Source organism: Enterovibrio nigricans DSM 22720 (assembly GCF_900167155.1).
GTDB classification, from domain to species: Bacteria; Pseudomonadota; Gammaproteobacteria; order Enterobacterales; family Vibrionaceae; genus Enterovibrio; species Enterovibrio nigricans.
On sequence record NZ_FUXU01000015.1, the window covers coordinates 57,861 to 73,255 of the forward strand.

Below are 15,395 nucleotides of genomic sequence, written 5' to 3' on the forward strand. Positions count from 1 at the left end.
CTATTTCGACAGGATTCAGCGAACGACTCCGCGTAAAACGTGGCAAGGAGCGAGACAATGTCGTCCTACCAAAATACGTTCAACCAATCGGTTTCAGACCCCGCTGCTTTTTGGCTAGAGCAGTCGACGCAGATTGAATGGTTTACTCCTCCCCAAACAGCTATTCACAAAGATGAAAATGGCATAGAGCGTTGGTTCCCAGATGGTGAACTTAATACTTCGTATCTAGCGTTAGATTTTCATGTTCAAAATGGACGAGGCGATCAAACGGCGTTGATTTACGACTCGCCAGTGACTGGGAAAAAAAGTACAGTACAGCTATCGTGTATTGCGAGATCAAGTCGCAAAATGTGCAGGTATGCTCTCTGCACTTGGCGTAACCAAAGGGGATAGTGTCATTATTTATATGCCAATGATCCCTCAGGCTGTGTTTGCGATGTTGGCCTGTGCCAGATTAGGAGCAATTCATTCCGTTGTATTCGGTGGATTTGCCCCGAATGAGCTTGCAGTCAGAATTGAAGATGCTGAACCAAAAGTATTGTCAACCGCGTCTTGTGGCATAGAGGTGTCCAAGGTCATCCCTTATAAACCCATGGTCGATAAAGCCATTATGGACAGCCGCTGGAAGCCAGAACACGTGGTTGTTTATCAAAGACCAGAAGTGCAAGCCTCGCTGGATCAAAAGCGTGATGCAGATTGGGCAACTTTGTTTGATAAAGCCGTGGCGCATGATTGCGTTCCTGTGAAGGCGACGGATCCGCTCTATATCTTGTATACCTCGGGCACTACGGGGAAGCCAAAAGGTGTTGTCCGCGATAACGGTGGCCACGCAGTCGCAATGAAGTACAGCATGTCGACGGTCTACAACGTCACTGCTGGCGAGGTGTATTGGGCCGCATCGGATGTGGGGTGGGTGGTAGGACATTCCTACATTGTTTACGCGCCGCTTATTCACGGATGTACGACAATATTGTTTGAAGGTAAACCAGTTAGAACACCCGATTCCGGCGCTTTTTGGCGGGTGTGTGAAGATTATGGCGTTTCTGTTTTGTTCTCTGCGCCAACGGCTTTTCGTGCAATAAAAAAAGAAGACCCTGACGGGAAAGAAATCCAGAAGTATTCAATGAAGACCTTAAGAGCCATTTTTATGGCGGGGGAGCGGTTAGATCCTCCAACATTGGAATGGGTGGAGCTTCACACTGGAAAGCCAGTTGTAGATCATTGGTGGCAAACCGAAACTGGCTGGGCAATTGCGACCAACCCTCTTGGGCTTGAATGTTTTGTGACGAAACCGGGTTCTGCTACTAAGCCCTCCCCCGGTTTCGAGGTAACGATCCTCAATGAAACGGGGCAAGAGTGCGCGCCTCTTGAGCAAGGGTTTATTGCTGTTAAGCGGCCTATGCCACCGAGTTGTCTGACAACAGTATGGCGTAATCACGACCGATTTGATTCCGGCTATCTTTCCCAATTCCCAGGCTATTACGTCTCTGGGGATGGTGGATACATGGATGCAGATGGGTTTCTCTTTGTGATGGGGCGTATAGATGATGTGATTAACGTCTCTGGGCATCGACTGTCAACGGGAGAAATGGAAGAAATTCTCGGGGGTCATGAGGCCGTAGCGGAATGCGCGGTTGTAGGTGCGTACGACGAACTTAAAGGGCAGGTTCCGCTTGGACTGGTGGTTCTCAAGGATGGCTATTTTTCTATCGATGGTGACATAGAAAAAGCACTGGTTCAGAAAGTGCGTGATGAGATTGGTCCGGTGGCTTGTTTTCATCGAGCAGTGATTGTCGACAGACTGCCAAAAACGCGTTCTGGAAAAATTTTAAGGCGCATAATCCGGCAGATTGCTGACGGTGAGAGCTATACCATACCGTCGACAATTGACGACCCAACCAGCTTGAAAGATGTCAGCAACGCCATTGGCTAAAAACAAAAATAAAGCCGCTGTCACGCAGCGGCCATTTTAACTAGCCAGCGTTAACAAAGGCTTTGAACTTTTCCTTGGTTGCTTCGTCAGCTTTTTCGTACCAGTAGTGAAGCTGGTATTCAACTTCATTGGTAATGCTTGTTTCATTTACAACTACGGTACTACTGCGTGGTTCATGTTTAGGTTTTGTTTCATAAACTGCAATCAGCTGAAGTGAAGCTGGCTGGTCAGTTTCGTTATAGCGTTGCAGCTCTGCCAGATAATCACGACTTAATTGGAAGCCACTTTTAATTAGCTTACCTTGCTCAAATGCAATGGCATTTTTATCGCCATCAAGTATTTGGAAGTTTGGATTTTTATTAAACGCTACTGCTTCGCGTTTACTCTTAAATTCCGGCAGATCCAGATAGACATCTTTACCTGACGCATCGAATTTCACAACGATAACATCCGATTTTTGGAAAGAGACATCTTTGCCTTTTTCAAAGCTAGCAATAGAACGGAACGCCAATTGTTGGGTGCCGTCTGTTAAAACTACGTGATTGTCATTATCGAACATTTTTGATTGATATTCTTGGCCATTAAAGGCTAGTAACTCAATGCCGTGGTTCAGGTGAAGTGTTACGTCAGCATGCGCTGCAAAAGGCAGTACGCCAGAAAGAACGGAAGCGAGAAACAGCTTAATTCTCATTTTAATCCCTTAATTGTATTGGAATGCTGCCCAGTTAAACTGGGCAGTTATTTCTATTTAACGTAGCAAGCGAAGCCTTTCAGGTAGAAACCTTCTGGGTAGGCACTGTCTACTGGATGATCTGCCGCTTGTTCAAAACGTTCAATGAATTGCACTTCACGGTGTGCATCAAGTGCTGCATCTGCAATGATTTTCTGGAAAAGTGAATTGTCCATCAAGCCTGAGCAAGAATAGCTAAGTAGCGTGCCACCAGGTTTCAGAATTTGCATCGCCAGCATGTTGATGTCTTTATAGCCGCGGCATGCGCCTGTCAACTGTGCCTTAGATTCAGCAAACTTAGGTGGATCCATGATGACAACGTCAAACAGTTCACCACTGTCACGGTATTCACGTAGCAATTTGAATACATCAGCATTCACGAATTGTGCTTTGGAGGTATCGAAGCCATTCAATTCAGCGTTGGATTTCGCGATATCCAGTGCAGGTTGAGACACATCAACGTTAATCACTTCAGCAGCATTGCCTTTCAGTGAGTACAGGCCAAAACCACCGGTGTAGCAGAAGCAGTTTAGAACACGTTTACCGTTGACATATTTTACGGCAGCTTCACGGCTATCACGTTGATCAAGGTAGAAACCCGTCTTGTGGCCACCCGTAATATCAACACTGATTTTCACGCCGTTTTCTTCAATTACAACCGACGCTGGTGGCATGTCACCATGTAGAACACCTGTGCGCTCTTTCAGGCCTTCCTTTTTACGTACAGATACATCTGAACGCTCGTAGATGCTGCATTCTGGGTACAGCTCAATCATGGCATCAACCAGATTTTTCATCTGCGCCTCAGCACCAGCACTCAGCAGTTGGCAAACCAAAAAGTTTTCATAACGGTCGATAGTAATGCCCGGTAGACCATCAGATTCTGCTGCAATGAGTCGGTAACCCGTTAAACCGTCGCGAGCGGCAAGAACGTCGCGTAAACCTTGGGCATTCTGTAGTCGTTTTTTGAAGAAATCCACATTGATTTCTTCTTGCTCAAACGTCCAAACACGCACTCGAATTTGTGAATTAGGAGAAAACGCGCCTCGCGCCAACCATTGGCCTTGATGATCATAGACGTCAACGGTTTGTCCGAGAGAAGGCTTTCCTTCAATACGCTGGATCCCGCGAGAGAATACCCAAGGATGACGACGGCGCAGAGACTTCTCGCGCCCTTTGACCAAATAAACAGAAGGATTCATTGGTTATTCCTAAATTCTAATCTCTGACTGCCGGCGACAGTGCCGTAAGCCAATAAAAGGTGCCGTATTGTCGGAGAACCGCACCCATAATGCAAACGGCTGCCATAGGGCAGCCGATTTTTCTTGGTAGAGACCTTACTCGGTGCGAAGACCGTCAACCAAAGAGGTCAGGCTACGCGATTGTTTTTGCAGGTCTACTACATTGTCTGATGTTTGACGAATGAGCTCTGCTACTTGCCAAGCCTGTTGACGAACATGTTCGACGTCAGAAGAAATGGTACTTGCAACGCTGCCTTGTTGGGTAGCCGCGGTGGCAATTTCAGTGCTTCTGTCAGTGATGCGTATGCTGCGCTCTGAAATGGAGGTTATTTCTGCGTCAATATTTTGCATCAGCGTTTCGCTGGCAACGGCATTATCGACCGTACCTTGCATGACACCACGAAGATGCGAGGTATTGTTACCTAGGTCTTGGATCATTCGTTGAATTTCAACCGTGGCCGCTTGAGTGCGTCCTGCAAGAGTACGGACTTCATCAGCAACCACTGCAAAACCACGACCTTGTTCACCAGCACGAGCGGCTTCAATGGCGGCATTCAACGCGAGCAGGTTGGTTTGCTCCGAAATGGCACTGATGGTTGCAACCATACTGCCGATTTCATTTGAGTTTTGCTCTAGCGCAGAAACGGCTTGTGCGGCAGTTTCAATTTTTGTGCTCAATGCCTGAATCGCGTGAAGGGTTTGATTCACCTGATTGCGACTTTGCTTCGATGCATCGCCCGCTGCCATGATTTCGCCTGACGTGTCTTCAGCGTGTGTAGCGACGTCTCGAATTGACCCCGCCATTTCTTCGGTAGCACTGGCAAGCGAATCCAAATACGTACGTTGATCGGCAGACAAACACTCACTGTCTTTAACACGAGCGCTCAGATCGCCAGAGAGTTGCTCCATGAGAGCCGCAGCACTTTTAATTGCTTTTACTAAGCTGTGTTCACGATTTGCGATGTTATCAACCGTTGTTGCGATAATGCTGAATTCGTCTCGGACAGGGAAAAAATTCATGCGGCTAGTCAAATCACCATCTAACATACGTTGCAATGCATAGTTCATGGTGTACATAGCGCCGCCAATGAAGCTTGATACATAGTGGAGGGCCATTGCGCTAATCAAAAACATGATGGAGAGAAATCCCCAAGATGTCACATCAATATAAGACCAGAAATCAGACTTCACTTTTGTTGATATTGCTGTTGCCCCCGTTTCCCACGAACGGCCTACTTGCTCAACGTTAAGGCCTGACTGTTCAAGCAACTGAGACGCATCCGCCGAGTTGATATCATAGTGAGATAGCAAGGTATTCAAAGCTGCACTATGTTTTTCTTGAATGAAAGTAGCTTGGGCCTGTGCTGCGGAGTAGAAAATAGCACCGGTTGCGACTGTTAATGCAAAAATGAGTATGTAGAGGAGATAGAATTTCTGTTTTAGGCTCAGTCGGATGAGGTATTGGTCAACCCAGCGGAACGGCGTTTCTTTCATCTTGATTAGATCCTTATCGAGTGCGCAATCAGATTCAACCTGATGGAGCGCATATTACACTGTCGAGTGCTGGTAAGACCAATTAATGGAGTGAGATCAATGTCACATATTTGTGTAAGAGCTACCGTTTCAGGCCAAGTACAGGGAGTGGGGTTCAGATTTCATACCGCGCATGAAGGGTTGAGGCTTTCACTCACGGGCTTTGCGAAAAATGAGGAAAATGGGACGGTTACGGTGTTAATGTGTGGTGATGAAAAGAATGTGGATGCGTTGCTGGGGTGGCTCAAGAACGGCCCACCGACGGCTAGTGTCACTAAGCTGGTTCATCATCAAGAAGACTGGAAAGCTATCGACGGCTTTTCCATCCAGTAAATAAACCCCCAATAGTGGTTGTCCATCTATTGGGGATCACATCAATGTGCACTATTTTTAAATGCATTTAACGGGCTTTGGCAAACCCGCCAGTTTGGTCGCTTGCTTCGCTGGACCTTTAGGGAAGAGTTTATATAAGTAACGACTGTTACCTTTCTCTGGCCCGTATTTTTTCTCCATCGATTTTACGAGGAGGCGAACGGCAGGGGAGGTGTTGAACTCTTTGTAGAAGTCTTGAACAAAGTAAACGACTTCCCAATGCGCATCAGTCAACGTGATGTTTTCTTCGGCTGCCAGCAGTGGGACTAGTTCCTCTTGCCAATCAGCGAAGTTTTTCAAATAGCCCTGAGCGTCGGTCTCAATCTGCTTACCATTTATTTCCAGCATAGATACCTCGTATTTCGAACGCGCCAAGCATATAGACTTGTCAATATTGCTTCAAGCAGAAACAAAAAAAGCTCCCGAAGGAGCTTTTTATTTCACTGATTCTCCCAAGAGATCAGCGTTCGACGCGATTAGTCGTCGCTGTTCATAATACCAAGAATGCTCAGCAGGTGAACGAAGATGTTGAAGATATCCAGGTACAGAGAAACTGTTGCACGGATATAGTTAGTTTCGCCACCGTTGATGATGTTGCTGGTGTCATACAAGATGAACGCAGAGAAAATCAGTACAGCAATGGTACTGATTGCCAAGCTTAGTGCAGGGATCGCTAGGAAGATGTTGGCAATCATTGCTACCAACAGTGCGATTACGCCAGCGACAAGGAAACCACCCATGAAAGAGAAGTCTTTCTTGCTGCTAATAGCGTAAGCAGACAGACCTAAGAATACCAATCCAGTAGTACCCAGCGCTTGCATGATCACTGAAGGACCGCCAGCAAGGTTTAGATGGTAAGCCAATGTTGGACCTAAAGACGCACCCATCAAGCTGGTGAACACAAATGTCCACACGATACCTGAAGAGGAGTTAACCGCTTTAGGCAGTACAAAGAAAACAATCGCTAATGCACCCAATGTCATGCCGAGGGACATCATTGGAGTAATGCCGACAACCAAAGCGATGAAAGCGGCAATTGCACTAGTGATAAGTGTCATAGAAAGCAGCGCGTAGGTATTACGCAGTACTTTATTGGTAGCCAGTACACTTTCTTGCGTTTGGCTAGTGGAAACGAAACGATCGTTCATATCTTTCTCCCGGTAGGGTACGGTTTATTTCTAATACGTCAGTTATTGCGCTTGTGGCACAATTTTTCAAGTACGAATTGTCGCAAAGGTGATAATAAAGCCTCTTAACCCTTGAGAACACTGATATATCTCGAATTGAGATTTTAAACGAACTTGTAAACAAATATTAAGTGGCCGTTAATCACGGTGATTAACGGTCAAGTGTACCATCAATGGTGGAGAATTTGGCTCAAGAAGAGCTGTGTTCGATCAGATTGAGGATTATTGAAGAATTGCTCTGGCTCATTTTCTTCAATGATTTCACCTGCGTCCATAAAAATGACACGATCAGCGACTTCTTTTGCGAAGCCCATTTCGTGCGTGACACAGATCATTGTCATGCCTTCTTCTGCGAGTTCTACCATTACATCGAGTACTTCACGCACCATTTCAGGGTCAAGTGCTGACGTTGGCTCATCAAACAGCATGACGTTTGGGTTCATGCAAAGAGAGCGAGCGATAGCCACACGTTGTTGTTGACCACCGGAAAGTTGCCCCGGAAATTTTTCCGCTTGTTCCGGGATTTTAACCCGCTCCAGATATTTCATGGCGATGCTTTCGGCTTCATCCTTTGGCATTTTTTTAACCCAAATGGGTGCAAGCGTGCAATTTTCCAGAACAGTAAGGTGAGGGAACAGATTGAAGTGCTGGAAACACATCCCCACTTCCTTTCTGACTAATTCAATGTTTTTTAAATCATCAGTCAGTTCTGTACCGCCCACAATGATGGAACCTTGTTGGTGCTCCTCAAGGCGGTTAATACACCGAATCATGGTTGATTTACCTGAACCCGAGGGTCCACAGATAACGATTTTCTCGCCTTTAGATACGGAAAGGTTAATGTTTTTCAGTACATGAAACTGACCATACCATTTGTTCACATCGGTCAGTTGAATGACGGGAGAGTCTACTTGTTGAGTCATAATACAATCCTTGTCCTTTAGCGCTTGTGACCAGTGTGAAGTTTGTTTTCCAGATAAATACTGTATCGAGACATGCCGAAACAGAATATCCAGAACACCAATGCCACAAACACGTAGCTCTCAGTCGCGAAGCCTAACCACTGTGGGTCAGTATTGGCTGCTTGCCCTATGCCAAGTACATCAAACATACCGATGATGAGTACTAAGCTAGTGTCTTTAAATAGGCCGATAAAAGTGTTCACAATCGAAGGGATCGTGATTTTAAGTGCTTGTGGAAGAATGATAAGGCTCATCTTCTTCCAATACGTTAAACCAAGTGCATCAGCTGCTTCATATTGGCCTTTTGGGATGGCTTGTAAGCCACCACGAACAACTTCTGCCATATAGGCCGCGGAGAACATCACCACACCGATAAGAGCACGAACCAATTTATTGGTCTCGGACTCGCCCGCCATAAAGAGCGGCAGCATAACCGACGCCATAAACAGCACGGTAATCAGCGGAACGCCACGCCAAATCTCAATGTAGACAGTACACAGACTGCGAATGATTGGCATGTCTGAACGTCGCCCTAATGCCAATACGACTCCGATGGGCAAAGAAATAACGATGCCGACAATGGCGATGATCATTGTGATAAGTAGCCCACCCCAAAGGTGTGTTTCCACCTTAGGAATACCGCCCATACCACCAAACAACAGGAAGGTCGTCATAAGAGGAAAAACCACGACGAAGAGAAGTAGAATCCATCCTCTTTTCGGTGTTTTTTCGTAGATCAATAACCCTGTGAATATGGCAAGTGCAGCGTAAAAGAGCTTAGGTCGCCACAGTTCTTCTTGGGGGTAAAAGCCGAACATAAATTGGTCAAATCGCACGTTGATGAAAACCCAACATGCTCCCTCTCGCGAACAATCGTCTCTTGTGGAGCCAATCCAATCTGAATTGATAAATGCCCATTCAACGACTAACCAGAGCCCATTTAGTGCCAAGAAGGCAAGTACAATGGTCATTACCGAATTAAGTGGGCTAGAGAACAGGTTTTTACGCAACCAGCCTATTAACCCAACGGTATTTGGTGGTGGTGGGAGATCAGGCTGAAACTGATGCTGTATGGTCATATCCTACCTCTCAACCAATGCGACTTTGGCGTTGTAAATGTTCATCAGAAATGACGTCAGAAGACTCAATGTTAAGTAAACCGCCATTGTCATAGCAATAATCTCAATAGCTTGGCCCGTTTGGTTTAGCGTGGTTCCTGCAAACACAGAAACTAAATCTGGGTAGCCAATGGCCATTGCTAGAGAGGAGTTTTTTGTCAGGTTAAGATATTGGCTTGTCAGCGGTGGAATAATGATTCGCATCGCTTGTGGGATGATGACCAATCGCAGTGTTTTTGCACGAGGGAGACCTAACGCCATGGCCGCTTCTGTTTGGCCGTGACTCACGGCATTGATGCCCGAACGAACAATTTCAGCAATGAATGACGCGGTGTAGATAGATAGAGCAAGCGTAAGCGCAGCTAACTCAGGGATAATGGAAATACCGCCCCTGAAGTTGAAGCCTTTTAGAACGGGATGCTCCAAAGAAACAGGCATGCCCTGAACCAAAAAAGCAATGAGCGGCAAGCCGACAATTGCAATCAACGATAAGGTAAAGACTGGCGTTTGTTGCCCTGTTTGTTCCTGTTTTCTTTTTGCCCATCGAGACAACACAAAACTGAAAATAAGCGCAACAAAGAGTGCGATACCTATCAGCATTGCGCCTTCTTCGAAGACTGGACGAGTAAAATATAAACCTCGGACGTTTAGGAAAAGCCATTCACCAACGCTAATGCTCTCTTTAGGTGAAGGTAATGCTTGTAGTACGGCGAAATACCAGAAAAAAATCTGTAATAAAAGCGGAATATTTCGGAATGTTTCAATGTACACAGCAGCAAAACGGCTTAATAGCCAGTTGTTAGATAGCCTAGCAATACCGATTAAGAAACCTACAATGGTTGCCAAAACTATCCCAAGTACTGATACCAAGGCGGTGTTCAGAAGGCCAACAAAAAACGTTCTGCCATAAGAGAAAGTTTCATCGTACTCGATGAGCGTCAAACCAATGCCAAATCCCGCTTCTTGAGACAAAAATCCAAAGCCAGTGGCAATGCCTCGTGCATCTAGGTTCGTCAATGCATTGTTGACAATAGTAAAGACGAAAAACACCAATCCAATAATCGCAACGGCCTGAAAAATGATGGAGCGGAAAGTCGGATTGTAGATGAGGCTCTGTTTTACTTCTGGGCGTGTTGATAGCTCAGAATTTATTGCATTATCTTTGGATGCCATACAACTGCACCTCTATCCTTTATCGTTGAGCGGAGGGGGACGGAAACCGTCCCCCATTTGCTAGATAGCGAACTTATTTAGCGGATAGGTGGCGCATAAAGAATGCCGCCATCAGTCCATAGGGCATTCACACCACGTTGTATATTAAGTGGAGAGTCTGAGCCAACTGTGCGCTGGAAGCTCTCGTCGTAATTGCCCACTTGTTTGATGATTTGGTAGCCCCAATCATCGTTTAGGCCTAGTCCTTTACCTTTTGGCCCGTCTTGACCAAGAATACGGCGGATATTAGGGTCCTTAGAGTTAACCATCTCATCAACGTTTGCTGAGGTGATCTCAAATTCTTCGCCGTTAATCATGGTATTTAATGTCCACTTTGCGACGTTGAACCAGTTGTCATCACCTTGGCGAACAACAGGGCCGAGAGGCTCTTTAGAAATGATTTCTGGCAGTACCACAGCGCTGTTAGGATCGGCGAGTTTGATACGTGATGCGTACAGACCAGATTGGTCTGTAGTCAGAGTATCGCAACGACCTGATTCGAAGCCTTTTACTGTTGCATCATACGTATCGTAAACAACAGGTTTGAATGACATGCCATTGGAACGGAAGTAGTCAGAAAGGTTTAGCTCTGTCGTGGTGCCTGATTGAACGCAAACGGATGCACCATCTAGCTCCAACGCACTGTTGACACCAAGGTCTTTTTTAACCATAAAACCTTGGCCATCATAGTAGTTAACACCGACAAAATTCAGACCCAGTGTTCCGTCGCGTTGTAACGTCCATGTCGTGTTACGAGATAGGACATCGATTTCACCTGACTGAAGTGCGGTGAAACGCTCTTTCGCCGTCAAAGGTACGTACTTAACTTTGCTCTTGTCGCCTAGTACGGCTGCGGCCATTGCTTGGCAAAATTCGACATCAATACCTTCCCATTCGCCATTTGAATTTGGATTCGAGAAGCCTGGGAGGCCAGTACTTACACCACAACTAATGACTCCCGCACTTTTGACTTTATCAAGTGTGCTTTCGCCTTGTGCTGAAGGAGTAGGGGTTTGAGATGCGCCTGCTTTTGTTTCTGAGAGTTGCTTCTCTAGCGATGCCACTTGATCCTTAAGGCCATCTATCTGCTTCTGACTTTCAGCACTGCCACCACCAGAATCACAGCCTGCAAGTAGCAATGCGGAAATAACCGCAAGTCCCAATGTCGACTTTTTATTAACCATACCTATCAATCCTTTTGGTTTTTACTGGTTGCTTGTTAATGGACAAGGCTCAATAGAGGCAATCAGCCTTAAGTGAAGTGAACCTCGTAAAACCATTCCAAAGTCACCGTTAACATCTAATTAACATGCATCAGTATAGAATCGGATTAATTGGCTGCAAATAGCATTGGCTTGAGGTGTGACCTAGGCAATGATCTTTGAATAAATGAGACATTTATCGCGAGAAAACATTCTGAAGCACGTTTGTAACGTATTGTTTTTACATATGCAAAGTCGAATAAATTGTTATCAGGCATTCATCAGGCTTAACTATTATCTTTGAGCGATTTTTTCATTATTTTCAAAATGACTAGAATGCTATGTGTGATTTGATTAGATGTTTATGCAAAATGCAGAAACGAATTGGAACAAATTGAAGATATCGTATGCCGATACGCAACGGGTTTGACGCACTCTTGCGCAAAGTGCTGTAAATGTATTCGGTTGAACGTTGTTGAATAAAAAATTGATTTACACCATTCCAGAGAGTCGCTAATATTCGCCGCACTTACGGAGGGATGGCTGAGTGGTTGAAAGCACCGGTCTTGAAAACCGGCGTGCGTTTATAGCGCACCTAGGGTTCAAATCCCTATCCCTCCGCCACTTTTCATCGATGAGCTTACGAGCTGATTGATAAGAGATTGGAGCGGTAGTTCAGTTGGTTAGAATACCGGCCTGTCACGCCGGGGGTCGCGGGTTCGAGTCCCGTCCGCTCCGCCAACGATTTAAGCCTGATGCGAAAGCGTCAGGCTTTTTTCTTATACGCGCCCCAGAAAGTGCTTCGCACTTTGGTCGCGTCCGGAAGCCCGGCCGTTCCGCCAATACAACGAAGCCCCGCTAGAAATAGCGGGGCTTTTTTGTATGCATTAAATTTGGGGGTAGGACTCTCACGAGCCTTCGGCTTGAGTCGAGCTGGTGCGCCAACCCGAACTAGGCGTTTCGGCAAGAATCCTGTCCTTTTTACCTGTCCAGATGGCAGGTATTGAATGAAAAGCCAGCAAACAGAATCTGATGAAGAGTTTTCTATTTACATGGTCACTGATGATCAGTAGTATCCGTGTCTCTTCGGAGGGATGGCTGAGTGGTTGAAAGCACCGGTCTTGAAAACCGGCGTGCGTTTATAGCGCACCTAGGGTTCAAATCCCTATCCCTCCGCCAAATCAGAAAAAGCCCGCTCAATGAGCGGGCTTTTTCGTATCTGGAATAAGCCACGGTGAGATAGGTGGCAATATCATCGAAAGAGATTTGTCGAGCGTAGCGAGATGATTTACGCGTTAATATTTAACCATGGATTAAAAGCATTTCACTCTAATATCCATTTATTCTCCTACTCTGAGTGTATGAATAGAATCAATGATGAAAGCTCTTCCCATGCATATCACCAATTGTTCTAGCTGGATTACCACCAAGAATACTGTTGGACGGATACATTCCTACTGCAACGGCGTTGCAGGCAATAATACTATTTTGAGAGACAGTCGTCCCTTTTAGTATTGTTGCTTTGGCCCCTATCCAAACTCTGTTCTCAATAACAATTTCACAATTTTTATTTAAGGTTTCCCCACGGCTGTCGCTTATTCTATGAAGGTCGGTATCCATAAATAGGGTATGCCATGAAACTGAACACTCGTCACCAAAAGTGATGGACTTATTACAGACTAAAGTGGTTTCACCAGAGAAATTAACATTTGAACCAATGGTTATTTTACCTTGATTATGTAATTTCGAACCCGTGCCAATTTTTATATTATTTCCGAAATGAATTTCTGATGTCTTACTCATATTCCAAATGAAACGAGAGTATTTGTTGTCAGTGATTTGTACCCTGCCAAAACCAAGCTTTATTTTTCCGAATTTTGCGTTGTCGCAAATATAGATGCATCCGCCAAGTTCAATAAACTTAGTTCTATGATTTACAAGAATAGGGAATTTTATCGCTTTTCTAAATTGAAGGTAATAGAAGTTGAAAAATATCGTTTTCGGTATACACCTTATATAGTGATATACCTTTGATAGTTTTTTTAAAAACATAGAGTTGAATACCAAGTAGCTAAGTTTTCTCTACCAGTTACCGAATTAGCGATAACTATTTTGCAGCCACTCCTTTTCCGCAAGCAATACCCGTTTTCTGATGGGTCTCACAATTCTAATGTATGGGTATTTACACGTCTACACTTTTTAAAAGCCAGCATCACAATGAAGTCAGATGGTATGGATTTTTAGATTTAACGTATTGAAAAACCCAACAATAGAGTTAGGGCGAAACGTGAGTTAGCTAAAGGCAGGCGGCTGGATCAGGTGAAGCTCTGCTCATCAGATTGCTTGACGAGTGTTATTGAGATTTTACTCAACAAAAGGGCTTCGTGTGGTTGAAAGAAGGAGAGGGGCATTGTTTTAAAATCTAGACCTATAGATTTGCCAACAATTATTCAAGCGCCATATTGGTTGCTGCATATAGTTACACTCGGGTTTTGAGATGCCACTCGATTTATCGCTATGAAATTACACATACAAATAAAGAGGTTATGAGCTTTTTATCGCAGATTGGCTTTATATGACCCCGGGTAATCGATTTGCCATTTTTGGATCTGTGGTAATGGAATGCTGTTTGGTTATGAAATATATGTAAATAAAATATGACATGCGCCTCACAAATGATACAGTCGTGTTCTACAATCACGCTTTAATGCACCATCTTTAGAAAGCTAAGAAATCAGTGATCTGAGAGGCCTTAATTGGAATAAGGGTTTAAAAAGCTGTCATATAAAAAATTGTTCTGAGCTGATGCAGCGGCATGGTTCAAAAAACATAAAGTTAGGGATCAATAAATATCATGCTTTTCAAGGACGAATTGAAAGCATCGCTTTCGACACCCATTTCGGAAAAGTTACCGTGCGGCGACTATCTTAAAGCTGACCGGTCTAAATATCGACCGCTACGGAATCAGTTCAACGTTGCTCAGACATCTTTGCGTAAACTTGCTCAAAATCCAGATGAAACGGAACTTGAAACACTGATTGAAGAAAACATTTCCAATTGGAATACGCTTTCATCCGCGTTGACGAATGTATTTAAATCGCAAAGTCGGGATATTGAGTTGATCGGGTGGATGCTTGCAGCGCAATTTGTTTTGGATGAGACAGGTGAAGGCGCTGCAAATGTTACAGCATGGTTGGAAGAGTTGGTCGATGAGCATTGGGATTTGCTAAATCCTCATATAGACGCTGCTTCTCTCAATGCTGATAGCGATGATGACGCCAAAACAAAGCAGTATGAAGCGAAGATTAAAGCTTTTTTCCAGATTTGCGGTGACAGTGAAGACAGCTGCTTGATTTACGGTCCTCTCCTTATGTTTCCCATTATTGGCGATGTCACGTTTTTCCGTTTTCAAAGCGCGGAAAAAAAAGGGGAAACAAATAAGCTAAAGAGCGAAATCGCCCCTTATATTCAACAATCTAAACCGCAAGTCCAATTACTCGTTGAACACCTCGATGCAATGCGTCGATCATGTTTATCCATCTCTGAAAAAGTGAATGCTTATACTAAGCCACTTGGCTTACCAGGTATTAATTTTACATTTGTACTGTCGCTGGGCTTTGTTGCTTAAATCGATGGAACTAAATCTAGAAGCTACGATCTGATCGGCTACACCCATCAATCGTCGTAGTCTCATGTCTAAACCTCGTTACAAAACAACTAACTGGAAGCAGTACAACAAAGCCTTAATCAACCGTGGTTCTCTGACCTTTTGGATTGATGAGGAAACGATAGCTGAGTGGAAACAAAACAAACAAGGCAAGCGTGGTAGACCTCGCCGATTCAGCGACTTAGCCATTACTACCGCACTGATGGTGAAACGCATTTTCTCTATGCCATTGAGAGCG

Annotated in this window: 12 protein-coding genes, 3 tRNA genes and 2 pseudogenes; 7 read left to right on the forward strand and 10 right to left on the reverse strand. The window is 44.8% G+C overall.

Annotation, left to right across the window (positions count from 1 at the left end; all coding sequences use genetic code 11):
- The first annotated feature begins 57 nt into the window (after window positions 1–57).
- Window positions 58–1,933: pseudogene (locus B5D35_RS08015) on the forward strand (propionyl-CoA synthetase).
- Between the two features lie 40 nt (window positions 1,934–1,973).
- On the opposite strand, the gene B5D35_RS08020 reads toward B5D35_RS08015, so the two are convergent.
- From B5D35_RS08020 to B5D35_RS08030, 3 genes are all read right to left on the reverse strand, one after another.
- Complete coding sequence (locus B5D35_RS08020) at window positions 1,974–2,624, reverse strand: YccT family protein (RefSeq protein WP_078752065.1); 651 nt, start codon at window positions 2,622–2,624, stop codon at window positions 1,974–1,976.
- Between the two features lie 53 nt (window positions 2,625–2,677).
- Window positions 2,678–3,865 carry a class I SAM-dependent methyltransferase gene (locus B5D35_RS08025; RefSeq protein WP_078752066.1) on the reverse strand — a complete coding sequence of 396 codons (1,188 nt, stop codon included), beginning with the start codon at window positions 3,863–3,865 and terminating at the stop codon, window positions 2,678–2,680.
- Between the two features lie 135 nt (window positions 3,866–4,000).
- Window positions 4,001–5,398, reverse strand: a complete 1,398-nt coding sequence (locus B5D35_RS08030; protein WP_078752067.1) for a methyl-accepting chemotaxis protein — start codon at window positions 5,396–5,398, stop codon at window positions 4,001–4,003.
- Between the two features lie 99 nt (window positions 5,399–5,497).
- Here B5D35_RS08030 and yccX point away from each other — a divergent pair, with 99 nt between their 5' ends.
- Window positions 5,498–5,770 (forward strand): acylphosphatase, encoded by a 273-nt coding sequence (gene yccX, locus B5D35_RS08035; RefSeq protein WP_078752068.1) that lies wholly within the window; start codon window positions 5,498–5,500, stop codon window positions 5,768–5,770.
- 57 nt (window positions 5,771–5,827) lie between these two features.
- Here the strand turns inward: yccX and B5D35_RS08040 are convergent, their stop codons facing one another.
- From B5D35_RS08040 to B5D35_RS08065, 6 genes and pseudogenes are all read right to left on the reverse strand, one after another.
- A complete protein-coding gene (locus B5D35_RS08040; protein ID WP_078752069.1) occupies window positions 5,828–6,157 on the reverse strand; it encodes a TusE/DsrC/DsvC family sulfur relay protein in 330 nt (109 codons plus the stop codon).
- A gap of 128 nt (window positions 6,158–6,285) precedes the next feature.
- Window positions 6,286–6,957, reverse strand: coding sequence for a Bax inhibitor-1/YccA family protein (locus B5D35_RS08045; protein ID WP_078752070.1), 672 nt, complete (start codon window positions 6,955–6,957; stop codon window positions 6,286–6,288).
- Window positions 6,958–7,166: 209 nt separating this feature from the next.
- On the reverse strand, window positions 7,167–7,919 hold the full coding sequence (locus tag B5D35_RS08050; RefSeq protein WP_078752071.1) for an amino acid ABC transporter ATP-binding protein: 753 nt from the start codon (window positions 7,917–7,919) through the stop codon (window positions 7,167–7,169).
- Window positions 7,920–7,936: 17 nt separating this feature from the next.
- Window positions 7,937–9,037 (reverse strand): amino acid ABC transporter permease, encoded by a 1,101-nt coding sequence (locus tag B5D35_RS08055; protein WP_078752072.1) that lies wholly within the window; start codon window positions 9,035–9,037, stop codon window positions 7,937–7,939.
- 3 nt (window positions 9,038–9,040) lie between these two features.
- Window positions 9,041–10,249, reverse strand: a complete 1,209-nt coding sequence (locus B5D35_RS08060) for an amino acid ABC transporter permease (RefSeq protein ID WP_078752073.1) — start codon at window positions 10,247–10,249, stop codon at window positions 9,041–9,043.
- A gap of 77 nt (window positions 10,250–10,326) precedes the next feature.
- Window positions 10,327–11,280 (reverse strand): annotated as a pseudogene (locus B5D35_RS08065) (amino acid ABC transporter substrate-binding protein); the annotation flags it as partial.
- Between the two features lie 743 nt (window positions 11,281–12,023).
- Between B5D35_RS08065 and B5D35_RS08070 the strand changes: the two are divergent.
- From B5D35_RS08070 to B5D35_RS08085, 3 genes are all read left to right on the forward strand, one after another.
- Window positions 12,024–12,114, forward strand: a tRNA-Ser gene (locus B5D35_RS08070).
- Window positions 12,115–12,154: 40 nt separating this feature from the next.
- A tRNA-Asp gene (locus tag B5D35_RS08075) sits at window positions 12,155–12,231 on the forward strand.
- Between the two features lie 347 nt (window positions 12,232–12,578).
- Window positions 12,579–12,669 (forward strand) — tRNA-Ser (locus tag B5D35_RS08085).
- Window positions 12,670–12,861: 192 nt separating this feature from the next.
- Here the strand turns inward: B5D35_RS08085 and B5D35_RS08090 are convergent.
- On the reverse strand, window positions 12,862–13,542 hold the full coding sequence (locus tag B5D35_RS08090) for an acyltransferase (RefSeq protein ID WP_078752076.1): 681 nt from the start codon (window positions 13,540–13,542) through the stop codon (window positions 12,862–12,864).
- A gap of 820 nt (window positions 13,543–14,362) precedes the next feature.
- Between B5D35_RS08090 and B5D35_RS08095 the strand changes: the two genes are divergently transcribed.
- Window positions 14,363–15,118, forward strand: coding sequence for a type VI secretion system ImpA family N-terminal domain-containing protein (locus tag B5D35_RS08095; protein ID WP_170915150.1), 756 nt, complete (start codon window positions 14,363–14,365; stop codon window positions 15,116–15,118).
- 64 nt (window positions 15,119–15,182) lie between these two features.
- On the forward strand, window positions 15,183–15,395 hold a 213-nt coding region (locus B5D35_RS08100; protein ID WP_170915151.1), incomplete at its 3' end, for a transposase.

What these genes read in the sequence shown, in the direction of transcription:
- B5D35_RS08030 (WP_078752067.1), bottom strand. Translation starts at nt 5,398, where the DNA reads ATGAAAGAAACGCCGTTCCGCTGGGTTGACCAATACCTCATCCGACTG.
- B5D35_RS08090 (WP_078752076.1), bottom strand. Translation starts at nt 13,542, where the DNA reads ATGTTTTTAAAAAAACTATCAAAGGTATATCACTATATAAGGTGTATA.
- B5D35_RS08055 (WP_078752072.1), bottom strand. Translation starts at nt 9,037, where the DNA reads ATGACCATACAGCATCAGTTTCAGCCTGATCTCCCACCACCACCAAAT.
- B5D35_RS08040 (WP_078752069.1), bottom strand. Translation starts at nt 6,157, where the DNA reads ATGCTGGAAATAAATGGTAAGCAGATTGAGACCGACGCTCAGGGCTAT.
- B5D35_RS08060 (WP_078752073.1), bottom strand. Translation starts at nt 10,249, where the DNA reads ATGGCATCCAAAGATAATGCAATAAATTCTGAGCTATCAACACGCCCA.
- yccX (WP_078752068.1), top strand. Translation starts at nt 5,498, where the DNA reads ATGTCACATATTTGTGTAAGAGCTACCGTTTCAGGCCAAGTACAGGGA.
- B5D35_RS08025 (WP_078752066.1), bottom strand. Translation starts at nt 3,865, where the DNA reads ATGAATCCTTCTGTTTATTTGGTCAAAGGGCGCGAGAAGTCTCTGCGC.
- B5D35_RS08045 (WP_078752070.1), bottom strand. Translation starts at nt 6,957, where the DNA reads ATGAACGATCGTTTCGTTTCCACTAGCCAAACGCAAGAAAGTGTACTG.
- B5D35_RS08050 (WP_078752071.1), bottom strand. Translation starts at nt 7,919, where the DNA reads ATGACTCAACAAGTAGACTCTCCCGTCATTCAACTGACCGATGTGAAC.
- B5D35_RS08020 (WP_078752065.1), bottom strand. Translation starts at nt 2,624, where the DNA reads ATGAGAATTAAGCTGTTTCTCGCTTCCGTTCTTTCTGGCGTACTGCCT.